At 56.1% G+C, this 16,954-nt stretch carries 14 protein-coding genes; 5 read left to right on the top strand and 9 right to left on the bottom strand.

Annotated elements, in window-relative coordinates:
• Entirely contained in the window at positions 1 to 912 is a 912-nt protein-coding gene (locus tag QEN58_RS07825; protein WP_280106546.1) for a hypothetical protein, read from the top strand.
• Positions 913 to 920: 8 nt separating this feature from the next.
• Positions 921 to 2,117 (top strand): WD40/YVTN/BNR-like repeat-containing protein, encoded by a 1,197-nt coding sequence (locus QEN58_RS07820; RefSeq protein ID WP_280106545.1) that lies wholly within the window; start codon positions 921 to 923, stop codon positions 2,115 to 2,117.
• Positions 2,118 to 2,329: 212 nt separating this feature from the next.
• On the opposite strand, the gene QEN58_RS07815 is transcribed toward QEN58_RS07820, so the two are convergent.
• Positions 2,330 to 4,222 (bottom strand): monovalent cation:proton antiporter-2 (CPA2) family protein, encoded by a 1,893-nt coding sequence (locus tag QEN58_RS07815; RefSeq protein WP_280106544.1) that lies wholly within the window; start codon positions 4,220 to 4,222, stop codon positions 2,330 to 2,332.
• Positions 4,223 to 4,318: 96 nt separating this feature from the next.
• Between QEN58_RS07815 and QEN58_RS07810 the strand changes: the two genes are divergently transcribed.
• From QEN58_RS07810 to QEN58_RS07800, 3 genes are read left to right on the top strand one after another with little or no spacing between them, the layout of a single operon-like run.
• Positions 4,319 to 4,591, top strand: a complete 273-nt coding sequence (locus tag QEN58_RS07810) for a Trp family transcriptional regulator (protein WP_280106543.1) — start codon at positions 4,319 to 4,321, stop codon at positions 4,589 to 4,591.
• A 2-nt stretch (positions 4,592 to 4,593) separates the two neighbouring features.
• Positions 4,594 to 6,015: an anthranilate synthase component I family protein gene (locus tag QEN58_RS07805; RefSeq protein WP_280106542.1), complete on the top strand. Its 1,422-nt coding sequence runs from the start codon at positions 4,594 to 4,596 to the stop codon at positions 6,013 to 6,015.
• Positions 6,012 to 6,692: an anthranilate synthase component II gene (locus tag QEN58_RS07800; RefSeq protein ID WP_280106541.1), complete on the top strand. Its 681-nt coding sequence runs from the start codon at positions 6,012 to 6,014 to the stop codon at positions 6,690 to 6,692. Before QEN58_RS07805 ends, QEN58_RS07800 begins: the two co-directional genes overlap by 4 nt.
• Before the next feature lie 30 nt (positions 6,693 to 6,722).
• Here the strand turns inward: QEN58_RS07800 and QEN58_RS07795 are convergent, their stop codons facing one another.
• From QEN58_RS07795 to cysM, 8 genes are all read right to left on the bottom strand, one after another.
• The gene (locus tag QEN58_RS07795; protein ID WP_280106540.1) at positions 6,723 to 6,998 is read right to left on the bottom strand and encodes a DUF1294 domain-containing protein; all 276 of its coding nucleotides are present in this window, start codon (positions 6,996 to 6,998) and stop codon (positions 6,723 to 6,725) included.
• A gap of 26 nt (positions 6,999 to 7,024) precedes the next feature.
• On the bottom strand, positions 7,025 to 8,104 hold the full coding sequence (gene rluF / locus QEN58_RS07790) for a 23S rRNA pseudouridine(2604) synthase RluF (RefSeq protein WP_280106539.1): 1,080 nt from the start codon (positions 8,102 to 8,104) through the stop codon (positions 7,025 to 7,027).
• 36 nt (positions 8,105 to 8,140) lie between these two features.
• Positions 8,141 to 8,686, bottom strand: a complete 546-nt coding sequence (locus QEN58_RS07785) for a DUF924 family protein (protein WP_280106538.1) — start codon at positions 8,684 to 8,686, stop codon at positions 8,141 to 8,143.
• A gap of 32 nt (positions 8,687 to 8,718) precedes the next feature.
• Positions 8,719 to 11,367, bottom strand: a complete 2,649-nt coding sequence (gene ppc / locus QEN58_RS07780) for a phosphoenolpyruvate carboxylase (protein WP_280106537.1) — start codon at positions 11,365 to 11,367, stop codon at positions 8,719 to 8,721.
• 38 nt (positions 11,368 to 11,405) lie between these two features.
• Entirely contained in the window at positions 11,406 to 12,245 is an 840-nt protein-coding gene (mazG, locus tag QEN58_RS07775) for a nucleoside triphosphate pyrophosphohydrolase (protein WP_280106536.1), read from the bottom strand.
• Positions 12,245 to 14,521, bottom strand: a complete 2,277-nt coding sequence (gene relA / locus QEN58_RS07770) for a GTP diphosphokinase (RefSeq protein ID WP_280106535.1) — start codon at positions 14,519 to 14,521, stop codon at positions 12,245 to 12,247. Before relA ends, mazG begins: the two co-directional genes overlap by 1 nt.
• Positions 14,522 to 14,593: 72 nt before the next feature.
• Positions 14,594 to 15,991 carry a TRAM domain-containing protein gene (locus tag QEN58_RS07765; RefSeq protein WP_280106534.1) on the bottom strand — a complete coding sequence of 466 codons (1,398 nt, stop codon included), beginning with the start codon at positions 15,989 to 15,991 and terminating at the stop codon, positions 14,594 to 14,596.
• A gap of 2 nt (positions 15,992 to 15,993) precedes the next feature.
• On the bottom strand, positions 15,994 to 16,914 hold the full coding sequence (cysM, locus tag QEN58_RS07760; protein WP_280106533.1) for a cysteine synthase CysM: 921 nt from the start codon (positions 16,912 to 16,914) through the stop codon (positions 15,994 to 15,996).
• Positions 16,915 to 16,954 lie beyond the last annotated feature (40 nt).

Here is a 16,954-nt window from a genome sequence, read left to right as displayed (position 1 = left end):
GTGGCTGCCGACGATATTTTAGGCGCTGCTGATGCAGCTTATACACCCACCGATGACACACAGCCCGTCGCCGTCAACTTACATATTTGCGATAAGGAAGTGCCCTCCGCCAATGCAAGCTTTTTAGGCAACTGCGAGTTCTATTACCGTCCACTACATGATGAATTTATTGATAAAACCGGCGTAGCCACCTGGGAAACCATAAGGGCATGGGCCACACGGTGGAACCCGTTCGATGACGTCGATGTGATGCGCCGATTACTGGCAAATCGTGATGTGCTGATCGCCCCAGATAGTACCCATCAGCATTGGTCGAGACACGCTAACTTCATGATGCGCCACATCGGCTGCGGACATCAGCCCCCCGACTATTACATTAGTTACGGCTATTATTATTGCTATACCTACGGAGAGCGTTTGAGGCCGAGACTCGGTGACCAAGGTGGTGATTGGTTAGATGAAGCTCGCTATCTGTTACAAAGAAACATTGAGCTCGGTCTTAAAGACAATATGAAGGGAGAAGAAATCAATGTGGTATGTCGTCGCTACCCCAACCGCACTGTTCAAATGACGGTTCCCAAACAGGAATTGGAAACCGATAAAGCCACCTTTAAAACCTTTGCCTTTAACACTCATGTTCCGGCCTATTTAGACGCGGGATTAGCCGATCTGCCCATCAACGATTTGATGCGAATTGGGACTCAACCCAATGTGGAAGAGTGGCTGGATGGAGAAACCTGGAACCAAGCGATCGACAGCGGCATTGAAGTGGCACGAGATAAAGCTATTGCCGCGAGAAATGCCATCTCAAGCGGAGCACAAGCAGCGGCAGAAGCCGTGGATGCACGAGTGAATGAAGGCGTCAGTGCTGTAGAGCAAGCGCTCTCACGGTTGATGAATCATCTACGTTAGGAGCGAATATGCGCCGTTTTCGTTGGGCAATGGCGGTACTGGTCATTTCGATAACAGGATACGTAATAGGGAGTGGTGGCATGTGGGAGCGCGTCAGTAACGATTTCATGAAAGAAGATACACCCTATGGCCCAGGGGACTTCCGCATCCGGGGTGAAAAAGTAATTTCTATGAAACTTACGAACCCCGAGACGACCTTCAAACCACGCGAGGAAAGAAGTGATCCTAATAGAGCCGAGCCTACCGAGCCATGGATGGGCGATGTAAGTGAAATAGCGAACCGCCGTACAGTACGTATCCTGGCCGGTGATACCGAAAATGGCGTCGAGCGACGCTTCGAAGAGGGAGCCCAGCAGGCCGACTGGTGGCTCTCCCCTGATTGGAATACCCTCTATCTCTCGACAGGATGGATGGACTATCACATGGAGCCTGCTCCGGGCGAGCGCTACACGCCGCAGCTCACCCAGCTATTTAAATCCACCGACCAAGGGGAATCTTGGGAAAAATTGCGCTGGCCCGAAGATCAGAATATATCGACATTTCGCTTTCTCGACGCCCAGCGAGGCTACCTGATTGGTTGGGGACCACATATATGGCGTACCGAGAATGGTGGTGAGCACTGGGAGGAAATCCCTGTGCCAGCAGAAGCGCGTGATCCGGAAAATGAACGGGAGCGTTTCGATCTAGTTGCCCTAGGTCAGGATAACGTACTGCGCATGGCATTTTTCGATCAGGCTCGTGGCGAAAGCGTTATCTACTCACTACCGTGGGGAGAAACCGAGCCACGCTTCGAGGTCGCGATAGGCGATTACGGTGTTAACGATATTGCCGCGAATGAGCAAGGTGAGGTCTATATACTGGCCCGCAAAGGGCGCCCCATGTCGCTGATGCCCAAGGAACAATTAGCACACCATCCTACGTCTATCTGGCACTGGAATGGAGAGCAACTGGCTGAACTACACGAGTTCGATAGCGATCTAGTGGGCTATGCCTTATACATCACCCCGGAAGAAGGATTGCTGTTTGATGGGGTTAACGAAGGCAGCCTGCTGGGCAAAGACGTTACCGCCGTTAGCTACGATGGCGGTGCTGACTGGCGGATAGAGAATGAAGGTCGTAGCGCCCAAGGGGGTTACTACGACACCCGCACGGGTGAGCGGTGGCGGGTGGCTGGCTATTCACTTTACCGGCGGGAGATTCCCTAAATAAAACGACGCTAATACAGTGGTCAGCTGCACGGCATGAGTGCACCAAGCCTGGATATGGAAATTGCCCTAGAGCGAGGTGCCAAAAGTGCCGTCAGTGAAAAGCAGTACCAATACGACACCCGGGGCCGGAATAAGCTTTCTCATGAATGTGATCTTCACTTAATAAATCAGCGCACCAAAGCAAACCGTCATTATTTACGTCATTCCTATCACTTGGGCCCCTGATCAATTTCAGGCGGTGTCCAGATCGGCACATCTTCCCGTTGTGGTTCGTGCCAATCTTGCTGCATGGCGCTATTCAGCGCTTCCTCTAGCTTCATAAACAGCTCACCGTAGCGGGGGCTGAAGCTAATTCCCCCGTCTATCTCTTTCCAAGCCTCAAACAGCTCATCCTCATGGGCTTCTTCATTCTGCACAAAGGCCCAGGTCATCTGCTTGGCACGCATGGGGTGTACGCCCATAGCCGTCAATGCGTGGCCGCCAAGCTCCAGCGCTGAATGGTAGGTTTCACTGACAACATCATCAGCACCCGCGTCACGTAGCTGATAGCCATGCCCACGGTCAAAGGCACGGGCCAGCACCCAAACATGGGGGTAGTACTGCTTAACATGTTTGACCATTTGTACGGCGCGATCACGGTCGTCCAAAGCAATCACGATCAAACGAGCATGCTCTACACCCGCCGTTTCAAGCAGGTCGGAGCGGCTGGCATCACCAAAGTAGCTTTTGATGTTAATTTTGCGCAGATTTTCGATCTGCTCAATCTCGAGATCCAGCGCCACGATGGGGATATTATTAGCGCGCAACAAGCGGCAGATAATTTGTCCAAACCGCCCCACCCCCGCGACGATAACCGGGGCCTGTTCTTCAATGGTATCGGCCTCTCGGTCATCATTTTTGGCTGTTTGGTAGCGTGGAAGTACTAACCGGTCATAGGCTATAAACAGCAGTGGGGTTAAGAACATCGATAGCGCCACGACTAGCGAAAGCACCTGGGAGATATCGGTAGGAATCACGTTGTTTTGAACGCTGTAGGTCAGCAGCACAAAGCCGAATTCACCGGCTTGGGCAAGGCTTAACGTAAATAGCCAGCCGTTGCTGCCATGCACTCGGAATAGCAGCGCCAAGCCCAGCAAAATAGCACCTTTGACAACGATAACCGCCACGCCTAACGAAAGTACCGTGCCCCACTCCGCCGCCAGAATCGAAAAGTTGATGCCCGCGCCGACGGTAATAAAGAACAGCCCCAGCAGCAGCCCCTTAAAGGGTTCGATATTGGCTTCCAGTTCGTGCTTGAACTCACTATTGGCAAGCACTACCCCCGCCAGGAAGGCACCCAGAGCGGGGGACAGATTGACCAAACTCATCAGCGCAGCAATACCAATCACTAGCATCAAGGCCGTCGCGGTAAATACTTCGCGTAGCCCAGAGCCAATCACATAGCGGAACAGCAGTGGCACTAAATAGTAGCCGCCGACGATGACACTCACGATGGCACCCACGACTACTAAAGCGTGCGCCCAGCCGGGCAAGTGGGCGACCCAGCTTAAGCTGGCATGGCCATCATCGCCGCCCGTGCCCATCAACTCAGGCAGCGCTAGAAGCGGGATTAGCGCCAGCATCGGGATCACCGCAATATCCTGAAATAGAAGCACCGAGAAAGCGCTGCGCCCACCCTCCGTTTTGGCGAGCCCCTTTTCATTGAGTGTTTGTAGCACAATCGCCGTGGAGGAAAGCGCAAAAATCAGCCCCACCGCCAGGGCTGTTTGCCAGACAAGCCCCAACCACCAGGCAATAGCGGCGCCCGCAGCGGCGGTTAACAAAACCTGAAGCCCACCCAAACCCAGCAGACGCACGCGCATGGCCCAGAGTCCCTTGGGGTCAAGCTCCATGCCCACCAAAAACAGCATCATCACCACGCCAAACTCGGCAAAGTGCTGAATAGTCGTGGTCTCCTGACCCACCAGCCCCAGGATTGGACCAATCACTACCCCAGCAACCAGGTAACCCAGCACAGAACCCAGGCCAAAATGCTTGGCAAGCGGTACTGCAATTACCGCGGCTACAAGATAAATAAACGCCTGAATGAAATAACTGGTCATCGGGACTCCTCAAAAAGAAACGCGCTGCTTGACTTCCCAGAGCAATCAGGTAGCGTACTAGTACGCTAGTACAACGCATATTACCTGGTGGCACATATGACAACAGACGATAACTACCAGGCTGAACTCATTCGCCATTTGCTCTCCATTGACTCACCTAAAGCAATGGATGCCGCGCTGGCTAGCCTGTTAACGCCTGCAGAGTACCAAGAAATCAGTAAACGCCTACAAATTTTTAAGCTGCTGCGTGAAGGCGTGCCCCACCGCAAAATTGCCGAAACCCTGGGCGTGGGTATCGCCACGGTTTCACGGGGCTCTCGTGCGCTTACCACGTTACCTTCTTCAAGCCCTTCTTCACGGACTGATTGATCATGACCACTGCTGAAACGCACGCCTCACCAGGCCCGCAGCCTTTTACGCTGCCACGCAAACCACATTACGTGACTTTGGCGGCGGACTGCGACTTCTTTGCCTTGTTTCAGAAGATCGAGCGTCGATTTGATACCTGCTACATGCTGGAGTCTTTGGGCGAAGATAGTCATATGGCGCGCCACTCGATCATCGGCTTCGACCCCGAATACACGCTCTACGCCAACGGCAACACGCTGACCATTGAAGACCGCAACGGGAATGCCAACCACTACCCGAGCGACAACCCCTACGAACTGCTGCGCAGCCTGATCCCGCAGAATATTATTTCCCGCAAGTACGCTGGCGGGCTAAGCGGCTATCTTAGCTATGACGCCATGCAGTACTTCGAGCCATCGCTTACCTTAAAAGCCAGCGATGATTTCGATACCTTCCGCTTTGGGCTCTACAAAGATGGCCTGATCCTCGACAAGATGACCGGGGAAGTCACCTACTTCTATTACGACAACAGCCGCTATGACTTTTTGCAGACGTTGATCAATGCTGACGACGAGCCAGCAGGCCCGCTGCAAATCACCGCGCTGGGCGACACCATGAGCCAGGCAGAGCACGCCGAGGCGGTGGCCAAGGTGAAGCAGGATATTATCGACGGTAAGGTGTTCCAGTGCGAAGTCGGCTTTAAAAAGCGTTTTAGTATCAAAGGCGATACCCTGGCGCTGTACGACCAGTTACGCACCATTAACCCCTCGCCGCAGATGTACTACGTCAAATTTGGTGAACAGAAGCTGATTGGCGCCAGCCCCGAGCTTCTGTTCCGGCTGCGCCAAGGGGAAATGGAAACCTTCCCCCTGGCGGGCACCACGCTGCGTGGCCAAACGCCCCAGGAGGATACCCAGCTCGCCCGGGCTCTGCTCAACGACCCCAAAGAGATCGCCGAGCATAATATGATTGTGGATCTACACCGCAATGATATTGGCCGGGTAGCCCAGTTTGGTACGGTGAAAGTGCGCAGCTTGATGGATATCAAACGCTTTAGCCACGTGCAGCATATCTCCAGCGAGATCGTCGGCATTATCGCCGAAGGCGAAGATATGTTTACCGCGCTGGCCAGCAACTTCCCCGCGGGCACCCTCACCGGCGCACCCAAAATTGAGGCGATGAAAATCATCGATGATCTGGAAACCGACGGTCGCGGTCCCTACGGCGGCGCAGTGGGCCAGTTCTCGTTTAACGGCGACTGCACCTTTGCGATACCCATTCGCACCGTGTTTGTGAACGGCGAGCGCGCTTACGTGCAAACCTGCGGCGGCAACGTGTATGACAGCAACGCCGAAGATGAATATGAAGAGATTCGCCGCAAATTTGCTGGCACTCGCAAGGCCTTGACCCCCTTTATGAGCACGGAAACGGAGAGCCCCACATGAAGGTGCTGATCATCGACAACTACGACTCCTTCACCTATAACCTCTACCAGTTCATAGGTGAGATTCTAACCACGGAGAAGAATCGCGGCGGGCTGGCCAATTTCGAGATACTGGTTAAGCGCAATAATCAGATCGATTTCCAGACTATCGAAGCCATGGCCCCGGATCGCATTATCATCTCACCTGGCCCCGGCTCGCCGGATGACCCACGCTACTTTGGCGTGTGCGCTGAGGTGATCGAAAAACTGGGTAAGACTACCCCGCTGCTGGGTGTGTGCCTGGGCATGCAGGGCATTGTGCATGTATTTGGCGGCAAAGTAGTGAAGGCGCCGTTGCCGATGCATGGCAAGATCAGCCCGATCAACCACAATAACGCCTCGGTGTTTAACGGCGTGCCCGACCAGCTTGAGGTAATGCGCTACCACTCACTAATTGCCGATGCGACCACCCTGCCCGAGTGCCTGGAAGTGACCGCCACCGTGGGCGCACTTGAAGCGAATAACTTTGAGCAGCGCGGCCGCTGGCAGGCACTGGGTGAATTCGAACTGATGGGCGTTAAGCATCGGGAGTACCCGATTCACGGCATCCAGTTCCACCCGGAATCGTTTGCCACCGAAGGCGGCAAAGAGCTGATCGCTAATTTTCTTTTCGCGCCCGGCAATCACACTAGAACGTAGGCACCCAGCATAGGGTGGCTAATCGGGTGGCTAAATGAGGTTCAATGAAACCATTAGCCACCCTACACAGACCAGATTTACGACAACCGTCAGCCAGAACGTCACTTGAAAGGCGGTTTTCTGGGTTTTATGCCGCAGCCGCTGTTGGGCCAGAAGCGCACCCGGCCAGCCCCCCACTACCCCAAGTAGATGTAGCGACTTCTCACTTACCCGACGGCGGTTTTTAATAGCCGCCTTTTTATCGATAGCATAAGTGATATAGGCGATAACGCTAATCACAGCGTAAAAGACGACAATTGGAATCACAGTTGAGACTCTTGAATGGTTAGGAGCTACTTGCGTCGCTGAGAAGCCTTGCCACCCACCGCTGGCTTACCGCGGCCTTTACCAACGGGCTTACCTTTAGCGCCAGGCTTGCTTTTAGCACCGGGCTTACCGGGGGCTTTACCAGCCTTGGGGTGCGGTTTGCCTGGTGCACTGCCTTTCAGGCCGGTACCTGTTTTTCCACTGACTTTTCCGCTGGCGGCTTTCTTACCCTTGACGGGTGGTTTAGCTCCGGCAGCTTTGGCATCAGCCGACTTCGCGCCCGCTTTGGCCGGGCGCCCTTTCGCGGAAGGCGGTTTTGCCTTTCCTGCCCCTGAGCTGTAGTTGGGCCTTTCCAGCTTAGCTTTACTTTTCTTATCGGGTGCCGCCTCTGAGCGTTCAGTCAGGGCGATAATGGTATCGATCTCTTTAGGCGTGAGATCGCGCCAGTCGCCCAGGGCCAAGCCTTTGAGCGGCACATTCATAATGCGCGTGCGAATAAGCTGGGTAACCTCGTAGCCGAAGTATTCGCACATACGGCGAATTTGCCGGTTGAGCCCCTGCACCAAGGTAATAGTGAAAACAAAGGTGGACTCTTTTTGCACCTTGCAGCGCTTGGTCACCTTGCCAAGAATCGGCACACCGCTCTGCATGCCGTCGATAAACTCGTCGGTGATCGGCTTGTTAACCGTCACCTGGTACTCTTTTTCGTGGTTGTTATTGGCGCGCAGAATTTTATTAACCAGATCGCCGTTATTGGTTAAAAAAATCAGCCCCTGGGAGTCTTTATCGAGCCGCCCGATGGGGAAAATACGCACACCATGCTTCACAAACTCAACGATATTGTCCTTTTCGCTGGACTCCGTGGTACTGACAATGCCCACCGGTTTATTCAACGCAATAAGGACTAAATCTTCCTCTTCCTGAGGCTCGATCTCCTGACCGTTTACTTTAACCAAGTCCCCCGCCACCACTTGATCACCGGTGGTGGCACGGCGACCGTTAATCCACACGTTGCCCTGCTCCACAAAGCGGTCGGCTTCACGGCGAGAGCACATCCCGCTCTCGCTAATATATTTATTGATACGGGTAGATTTTCGAAACGACATAAAACGCCACGTGGCTGAAAGAGGATAAGCAAACAGTTAAAAAGAGGAGCCGGGCTCCTTTAAGAAGGCCAACTCCTCGTCGGTAGAGTCCCGCCCCAACAAAGCATTGCGGTGAGGGTAGCGCCCAAAGCGATCAATAATCGCCTTATGGCGCACTTCAAAGTCGTAGTTATTCTCTAACCCCGGCTGGTCAAACAGCTGCATCGCCACTTCATGGATGGCCGCTGACTCGCTATGCATATAGGGCATATACAAAAACGCCCGCTGCTGACTCGTTAACTCAGCGTCGGCACTAACGGACACCGCCTGCTGGGCTAGCACTAGCGCTAAGGCATCGGTGGCAAAGGCGCGGGCGTCATCGCGGTAGATATTGCGCGAGAACTGGTCCAACACAATGATTTCCGCAAGCCGCCCTTGGGCACTTTCACGCCATGCGTAACATTCGCACCGCGCGGCTTGGGCATGCAGTGCGCCAAACCGCTGCGAGATCGTACGATCCATTTCAGGGTCTTTTTTAAACCACTGAGCAGGCGTCAAGGCTTCAAACCAAAAGTCGAGTACCGCTTGAGCATCTGAGGACATCGACGCCTCCTGGTCATTAAATACGGTTATGCCTAGCCGGTATTACGCAATCCTGCCGCAATGCCTGCCATGGTCACCATCAGCGCTCGGGAAAGATCGGCGCTAATCGCCCCGTCGGCGTCGCGATTACGCTGCAATAACTCCGCCTGAAGGCCATGCAGCGGGTCGATGTAGGGGTTGCGCACATCGATCGCCTGGCGAATCAGCGGCGTGTTCTCCAGCAGCTTCTCCTGCTGAAGAATGTCCAGCACGGCTTCTTCCAAGGATGCGAAACGATGGCGTAACTTTTTACCCAGTGCCTTCAGCGAGGGCTCATCGACCAAGCGATGCTCATAGTAAGCGGCAATGGCGACATCGGCTTTGGCCAGCAGCATCTCCAGCATGTCCAGGTAAGTGCCGAAGAAGGGCCACTCATTGCGCATCTCTTGCAGCACATCCCGGCCGCCAGGCTGCTCTAAACGCCGCGAGAAGGCTTCGCCGCTGCCCAGCCAGGCGGGTAGCATCAGGCGAATCTGCGTCCAGGCGAAAATCCATGGAATAGCGCGCAGGGTCTCCACCCCGCCATCCTGACGCCGCTTGGTAGGGCGTGAACCTAACGGCAGCCTACCCAATGCGCCTTCTGGTGTGACCGCGCGGAAATAAGGCACGAAGTCAGGGTCTTCACGGACGACGCCCACATAGGCGCCATGCGCTACTTTGGCGAGCTGATCCATCTCCTCACGCCAGTGCGGTTCTGGCGCACGGGGCGGCAATAACGTGGCTTCCAGCACCGCGCAGGCGTAGATCTCCATGGAGCGCAGAGCAATATCGGGCTGCCCAAACTTGAAGCGAATCATCTCGCCCTGCTCGGTCACCCGCAGGCTGCCGTTTACCGAGCCGGGGGGCTGGGAGAGTATCGCCGCGTGGGCCGGGCCGCCACCACGGCCAACGGTGCCGCCGCGGCCGTGGAACAGGGTTAAATCGACGCTGTGTCGATTACACACATTCACCAGCGACTCCTGGGCTCGGTACTGCGCCCAGGCAGCGGCCAACTGGCCGGCATCTTTTGCCGAGTCAGAGTAGCCAATCATAACCTCCTGACGGTCATCGATCAGCGAACGGTAGCCCGGTATCGACAGCAGTTGATCCACCACATCGCCTGCGTGATCCAGGTCGTTAAGGGTTTCAAACAGCGGTGCGATAGGTAGCGTTACCTGCCCCCCGACCTCTTTCATCAGCAGTGCCACGGTGAGCACGTCGGAAGGCTCAGCGGCCATGGAGATAATATAAGTCCCCAGCGCTTCGGAATGCTCCTGGGCGATGACTCTGAAGGTATCCAGCACTTCGCGAGACTCGGCGGAGCACTCCCAGCGGCGCGGAATCAGCGGGCGACGGGAGGTCAGCTCTTCAAGCAGAAATTCCTGACGTTTGGCTTCGTCCCACTCCTGGTAGTGGCCCAGACCAAGGGCGCTGGTCAGCTCTTCAATGACCTGGGCATGGCGACTGGCTTCCTGACGTAGGTCGAGCTTGGTCAGCGTTACACCAAACACCGCTACCCGACGCAGGGTATCCAGCAGCGCGCCGTTGGCGATGGTGTCAAGGCCCACATCACATAGCGAGCGGTAGCAGGCGAGCAGCGGCGAGTAGAGCTGATCGCGGGTTTCGATAATCGGCCCGCCGTCATAGTTGCGCCCTTCCAGTTCGGCCTTGGCCCAATCGCGGGTCGACTCCATCTTCGCCAGCAGGCGTTTCAATACTTCGCGGTACGGCTCGGCTACGTCACCCGCCTCGGCTTTGAGCGCGCTATTAGCCTTCCACATGGAGAGTTCGGTTTTGAGCTGCTCAAGATCACGCAGATAGAGATCAGCGGCCATCCAGCGGCCAAGCAGCAACACTTCACGGGTCACTCGGGCGGTCACGTTGGGGTTACCGTCGCGGTCGCCGCCCATCCAGGAGGCGTAACGTATCGGCGCGGCATCCAGGGGCAGGCGTTCACCGGCGGTATCCAGCAGCAGGTTATCCAAATCTCTATGAAAATCTGGTACCGCCTGCCACAGCGAATTTTCAATCACCGCAAAGCCCCACTTGGCTTCATCCACCGGGGTGGGCCGCTCGTGGCGAATCTCGTCGGTGTGCCACGCCTGGCTAATCAGCTCTTCCAGGCGACCCTGGGCGCGGGTGCCACGCTCCGGGTAATCCTCGGAGCTCTCAATGGCGGTTAAGCACTCATCGATAGCATCATATTTCTGGATCAGGGTTCGGCGAATAACTTCGGTGGGGTGCGCGGTGAGCACCAGCTCAACGCGCATATTGGCGAGGGTCTCGACCAATTTGCGCGGTGAGTTGCCTGCCTGTTCGGCACGCGCAAGCAGCTCACCCAACACCGGCTGGGAGCCGGGCTTGTAATCTTCTACCCGGCGAAAGCGCGCCCGATAGTGCTGTTCGGCGATATTCGCGAGGTTTAAGAACTGGTTAAACGCTCGGGTGACCGGCAACAGATCCCGCTCGGGCAGCTCACGCAGGTACTCGATCAATTCTCGCTGCTGCAGCGAGTCGCCCTGCCGCCCGCGCTTGGCGTGGGCGCGAATGGTTTCAATTTTATCGACAAATGCTTGGCCCAAATCGTCGGCAATGGTTCGCCCCAGGCTATCGCCCAGAATACGCACGTTATCGCGCAGAGATTCGTGTAGGTCGTGACTCATTGGCATGGCCTCCTTGCAGGGGTCGCGTCATTATTAGATCAGGAATGGGTAGATTGTTTTTCTTCTGCTTTGGCTGCCTGCCAGTGAACTTCCATTTCGTCTAGGGAAGCCTCTGTTAATGGCCGCTGGGCAGCGCTAAGCTCGCGCTCGACAAAACGAAAACGGCGCTCGAACTTGGTATTGGTAGCGCGCAGGCACTGTTCAGGGTCGGCATTAAGCGTGCGGGCAAGATTGGTCACCGCAAACAGCAGGTCGCCGACTTCTTCCTGGGCGTGCTGTTTATCACCGGCGGCGAGCGCCTCTTCTACTTCCGCCAGCTCTTCACGAATTTTAGCCACCACACCGCGCGCATCAGGCCAATCGAAGCCTACCCGAGCCGCGCGCTTGGACAGCTTGGCAGCGCGGCTAAGGGCCGGCAGCGTACGCGGCACATCGTCGAGCACAGAGGGTTTCTCAACGGCTCTCTCGGCACGTTCCTCAGCCTTCAAAGACTCCCAGCGGCTGTTGACCTGCTGGGTTTGCACCTCTTGGGCACTCACTCCTGGTGGGCGGCGGGAAGCCAGGGTGCCCTCCGGAAATACGTGGGGATGGCGGCGCAGCATTTTGGCGGTCAGCGTATCGACGATATCGGCAAAGTCGAAGCGCTGCTCTTCGGCGCCGAACTGGGCGTAGTAGACCACTTGAAAGAGCAGATCGCCCAGCTCACCGGGTAGCTCGTCAAAAGCGCGTCGGTCTATGGCGTCGGCGACCTCGTAGGCCTCTTCCAGGGTGTGGGGCACAATGCTGTCCCAATCCTGCTGGAGATCCCAGGGGCAGCCTTGTTCCCGGTCGCGCAGCACTTGCATCAAGGTCAGCAGGTCGTCGATACCGTGGCGCATTATGCTCCTCCCTTGCGAGCTTGTTGATCTGGGTCAGCATTGCGCAAACGGCGCACTTCGGTAACGTTGGGCAACTGCTGGATGCGCGAGAACAAACGCCCCAGGGATTCAAGCCCGTCGACTTCCAGAGTAATACGCAGCCGGGCAATGCCTTCATCGGTATCGGTGAGCGTGTTCACAGCAAGTACGTTGACTTTTTCATTACCTAGCAGGCCCGTGACATCGCGCAGCAGCCCGGAGCGATCCCAGGCCTGAATTTCAATAGTCACCGGGTAACGGGTCTGGGCGCGTTCGCCCCACTCCACTTCGATAATGCGCTGGGGTTCGTCCAGCTGCAATTGCAGAATATTACTGCAGTCCTGGCGGTGGACGGTGACGCCACGGCCTTGAGTGATAAAGCCGATAATCGGCTCGCCGGGCACCGGACGGCAGCAGTTAGCCATACTGGTTTTCAGATTGCCGACACCGAGCACGGTGATATCGCTTTTGGTGGCTTTACTGGATTGGCGCTTAGGTTTGGCGAGCAGGCGATCGAGCTGCTCTTGGTCATCGGTTTCACCAAACAGCTGCTGAGCCTGGTGCAGCACCTGGCCGATACGCAGGTCACCGGCGCCGATGGCGGCGTACATGTCCTCGGCATTTTGGTAGTTGACCGCCTTGGCCAGCTTGGGCAGATCTAGCCCCTCGACATCCAGGCGGCGCATTTCACGATCAAATAGTACGCGCCCCTCGTCCAGGTTTTGATCCCGCGCCTGGTGCTTGAACCACGCCTGGATTTTGGCCCGCGCCCGAGAAGTACGCACATAGCCTAAGCTGGGATTTAACCAGTCACGGCTAGGCCCACCTTTGGTGGCGGTCAGAATTTCGATCTGCTGGCCGGTTTTCAACTTGTAAGTGAGCGGCACAATGCGCCCATTTATTTTCGCACCCCGGCAGCGGTGGCCAATTTCGGTATGCACCCGGTAGGCAAAATCGATCGGCGTGGCAATGCGCGGTAAATCGATCACGTGACCATCGGGGGTAAACACGTAAATACGGTCAGGGGCAACATCACTGGAGAGCCCTTCGCGCAGATCGCCAAAGCCGCCCACTTCGTCCTGCCACTCCAACACCTGACGCAGCCAGGCAATTTTCTCTTCGTAGCTACGGCTTTTGGCGTTGGTATCATGGCCTTTGTAACGCCAGTGGGCGCAAACGCCCAGCTCCGCTTCGTCGTGCATGGCGAAGGTGCGAATCTGGATTTCGAGCACCTTGTTTTCCGGCCCCATCACGGCGGTATGCAGCGACTGGTAGCCGTTCTTTTTGGGGTTGGCGATATAGTCGTCAAACTCATTCGGCACGTGGTGCCAGCGCGAGTGAATAATCCCCAGCACGGTGTAGCAGTCAGCCACTTCCGGCACCAAAATACGTACCGCACGCACGTCATGAACTTGCGAGAAGTCGATCCGCTTACGCTTCATTTTGCGCCAGATCGAATAGATATGCTTGGCCCGCCCGTCCACGTCATAGCGGTGAATATGCTGGGCTTCCATCAAGCCTTTGATGGTTTCGACCACATCGTGAATATAGCGGTCGCGGTCAAGACGCTTCTCCGCCAATAGCTTGGCAATCGCCTTGTACTCATCTTCATGCAGGTAGCGAAACGATAGATCTTCCAGCTCCCACTTAAGCTGACCGATGCCCAGGCGGTGGGCCAGCGGCGCGTAAATATCGGCGACTTCCCGAGCCACCTGTAAACTTTTTTCCCGGGGAGCGTCTTTTACCTGGCGTAGCGCGCAGGTGCGTTCGGCAATTTTTATCAGCGCCACGCGCACATCGCCGACCATATTGACCAGCATCTTGCGCAGGTTTTCCTGCTGATTGTGTTGGCCCATGCCATGGTCAGGCGCCAGCGGGTAGCTGATAGCGGCCATTTGCAACACGCCATCAATCAGGCTGGCCACTTCTTCGCCAAAGCGCTTTGTTACGGACTCAAGGCTTAGCAGCCCTTCCCGCACCGCGCGGTAGAGAACGGCAGCCTCAAGCGTGGCTTGGTCCAGCTTTAACTCGCCAAGTATATCGGCCATTTCCAGGCCCATGCGAAAGCTAGAACCTGGCGATAGCCATACGCGATGGGTGCGCGGGGCCTCAAGCTCCAACTTCTCGGCGAGTTCACAGGCATCGACTAAACGCTCCGGCTCACGTAGGCGCACATCCTCCTGCAGGCGCGTTAACCATTGTTGTATGTCCACCTTTCCGCTCGCAGTTAGCGGCTGGTCTTCACGCACTTTCACCATGACAATCACTCATCCTTTCAGGGAGACGGTCTCTACACGGCCGTCACCGTGGCTTGATGCGATGGGAAATATCTAGTCCCCGTACTCGAACAGCATCAGCGTTTCCATATGCGCAGTGTGAAGGAACATATCCGCCACTACTACTTGCCTGACCCGGTAGCCCGCATGCACAAGATGTGCCGCATCCCGGGCAAGCGTCGCAGGATCACAGGAAATATAGACCACCCTGGGCACCGGATGATGCGCCAGCGCCTGGCAAATAATTTCAGCGCCACTACGTGGCGGATCGAGCACCAGCGCATCACTGTCACCATGAACAGTTAACAGCTCATTAACGCTGGCAGCGTGGCTTAAATCGGCCTGCTGGCCGCTGACCATCAGCTGGTTACGCTTAGCATTAATGGCAATGCGCGCCACCATGGCGGGGTTACCTTCCACTGCATGAACCTCAGCACCCGCTGCTGCTATGGGTAGGCTAAAATTACCAATACCGGCAAACAGGTCGAGTAGTTTTTGCCCTGATTTAGGCGCTAACCACCGGATGACCTGGTCGACCATTTGCTGGTTAACAGGGGCGTTGACCTGTAAAAAATCTCCCGGTGCAAAACTTAAGTTAAGCGCTGGTTGGCCGGTAACGGTTAACGACTCTTCAAGCGCTGGCGCTGCGCCATGCCAGTGCAATGTGGGTGTTTCACGCCCCAACCAAGTGCCCAGTGCCACTTCCTGCTGTTGTGCAAAGGCTTGCCAGCGTTCGGCGTCCCCGGCGTGCTCTTTTAACTGACGAACCAACACGACCTGCGTGGTCGCTGTTGCCAATAATTCGATGTGCCCTACCTGACGCGGCGCCTCTAACGTACCCAGCAGCTCACGCAGAGGTGTTAAAAGGCGCTGTAAGGGATCGACCAACACCGGGCAGCGTTCAATATCCACCAAGCGGTGGCTATGGGCGGCACGAAAGCCCAGGCGCGTTGTGCCCTGGCTGTCGACTTTGACCCCCAGCCGGGCACGACGCCGATAGCCCTGATCGCTGCCTTGAATCGAGCCGATCTCGCTAAGCGTTATACCCTGGCGAGAAAACAGATCGCGCACCACCTCACGTTTATGGTCGCGCTGGGCGTCAACACTTAGGTGCTGCAGATCACAGCCGCCGCAGTGGCCAAAATGCGGGCAAGGCGGTGTGACGCGCTGCTCCGATGTCGTCAGCAGCGATTTGATATGCGCTTCGTCAAAGCGTTTGCGGGTAGTATGAATCGCCACGTCCACCTGTTCACCGGGCAGCGCCTGATCCACAAAGACCGTTTTACCATTGGCGGAGTGGGCCACGCCACGCCCATCATGAGCCAAACGTTCAATGACCAGCGGCGATGCATCCTCTAAAGCGGTATGCGGAGCCTTACCACCCGGCGTACGCGCTAGCCCAGAGTGACCTGACGCGGGCCTGGGCGGCCGCCGTTTTCCCAACATGGCCATGGTTATACTCCTGGGGCAAATAGGCCAGTGGAAAGGTAGCGGTCACCACGGTCACAGACGATAAACACAATCACCGCATTTTCGGTTTGCTCAGCGATGCGTAACGCGCCGGCTAAGCTGCCCCCCGATGAGACCCCAGCCAGAATGCCCTCTTCACGGGCCAGACGGCGCATATGCTCTTCGGCCTCTTGCTGACCAATATCGAGGGTGACATCTACCCGTGGCGCTTCGAAAATAGCCGGCAAGTACGCTTCGGGCCAACGCCGTATACCGGGAATACTCGCGCCATCAGCGGGCTGTAAACCGACAATTTGAATGGCTGGGTTTTGCTCTTTTAAATAGCGCGACACGCCCATGATGGTACCCGTCGTCCCCATGGAACTGACGAAGTGAGTCACCTCGCCGCCGGTTTGCTTCCACACTTCTGGCCCTGTGGTGCGGTAGTGCGCTAACGGGTTATCTGGGTTGGCGAACTGATTCAGCGGTTTACCCTCCCCACTGGCGATCATGCCATCCGCAATATCCCGCGCCTCCTCCATGCCGCCCGTTTTGCTCGCAGAAATTAACTTAGCGCCATAGGCAGCCATCGCCTGCTTACGCTCTTCCGAGGCGTTTTCGGGCATTACCAGCACCATCTGATAGCCTTTAATCGCCGCCGCCATGGCTAGCGCAATACCGGTATTACCTGAGGTTGCCTCAATCAGCGTATCGCCGGGGGTAATATCACCCCGGGCTTCTGCCTCATTGATCATGGAGAGCGCGGGACGGTCTTTAACCGAGCCAGCGGGGTTATTGCCTTCGAGCTTAGCCAATAGGGTATTGTTACGCCCAGCGCTAATACGCTTCAGGCGTACCAGGGGCGTGTTGCCAACCACATCTTCTAGCGTGGGGTAGCCCTTGAGATTGCCCTTAAGATCTTTCATGAATGTTCCTTATCGTCGCCGTTATGCTGCATTATATCGG

Origin of the sequence: Halomonas alkaliantarctica (assembly GCF_029854215.1) — a bacterium.
GTDB classification, from domain to species: Bacteria; Pseudomonadota; Gammaproteobacteria; order Pseudomonadales; family Halomonadaceae; genus Vreelandella; species Vreelandella alkaliantarctica_A.
Note: the sequence above shows the minus strand (reverse complement) of the source record. Positions and strands in the feature narration are given on the sequence as shown.

Excerpts from the sequence above, each read along its gene's own strand:
- relA (WP_280106535.1), bottom strand. The coding sequence starts at position 14,521 with ATGGTGAAAGTGCGTGAAGACCAGCCGCTAACTGCGAGCGGAAAGGTG.
- QEN58_RS07810 (WP_280106543.1), top strand. The coding sequence starts at position 4,319 with ATGACAACAGACGATAACTACCAGGCTGAACTCATTCGCCATTTGCTC.
- rluF (WP_280106539.1), bottom strand. The coding sequence starts at position 8,104 with ATGTCGTTTCGAAAATCTACCCGTATCAATAAATATATTAGCGAGAGC.
- mazG (WP_280106536.1), bottom strand. The coding sequence starts at position 12,245 with ATGCGCCACGGTATCGACGACCTGCTGACCTTGATGCAAGTGCTGCGC.
- ppc (WP_280106537.1), bottom strand. The coding sequence starts at position 11,367 with ATGAGTCACGACCTACACGAATCTCTGCGCGATAACGTGCGTATTCTG.
- QEN58_RS07815 (WP_280106544.1), bottom strand. The coding sequence starts at position 4,222 with ATGACCAGTTATTTCATTCAGGCGTTTATTTATCTTGTAGCCGCGGTA.
- cysM (WP_280106533.1), bottom strand. The coding sequence starts at position 16,914 with ATGAAAGATCTTAAGGGCAATCTCAAGGGCTACCCCACGCTAGAAGAT.
- QEN58_RS07820 (WP_280106545.1), top strand. The coding sequence starts at position 921 with ATGCGCCGTTTTCGTTGGGCAATGGCGGTACTGGTCATTTCGATAACA.
- QEN58_RS07805 (WP_280106542.1), top strand. The coding sequence starts at position 4,594 with ATGACCACTGCTGAAACGCACGCCTCACCAGGCCCGCAGCCTTTTACG.
- QEN58_RS07785 (WP_280106538.1), bottom strand. The coding sequence starts at position 8,686 with ATGTCCTCAGATGCTCAAGCGGTACTCGACTTTTGGTTTGAAGCCTTG.
- QEN58_RS07800 (WP_280106541.1), top strand. The coding sequence starts at position 6,012 with ATGAAGGTGCTGATCATCGACAACTACGACTCCTTCACCTATAACCTC.
- QEN58_RS07765 (WP_280106534.1), bottom strand. The coding sequence starts at position 15,991 with ATGGCCATGTTGGGAAAACGGCGGCCGCCCAGGCCCGCGTCAGGTCAC.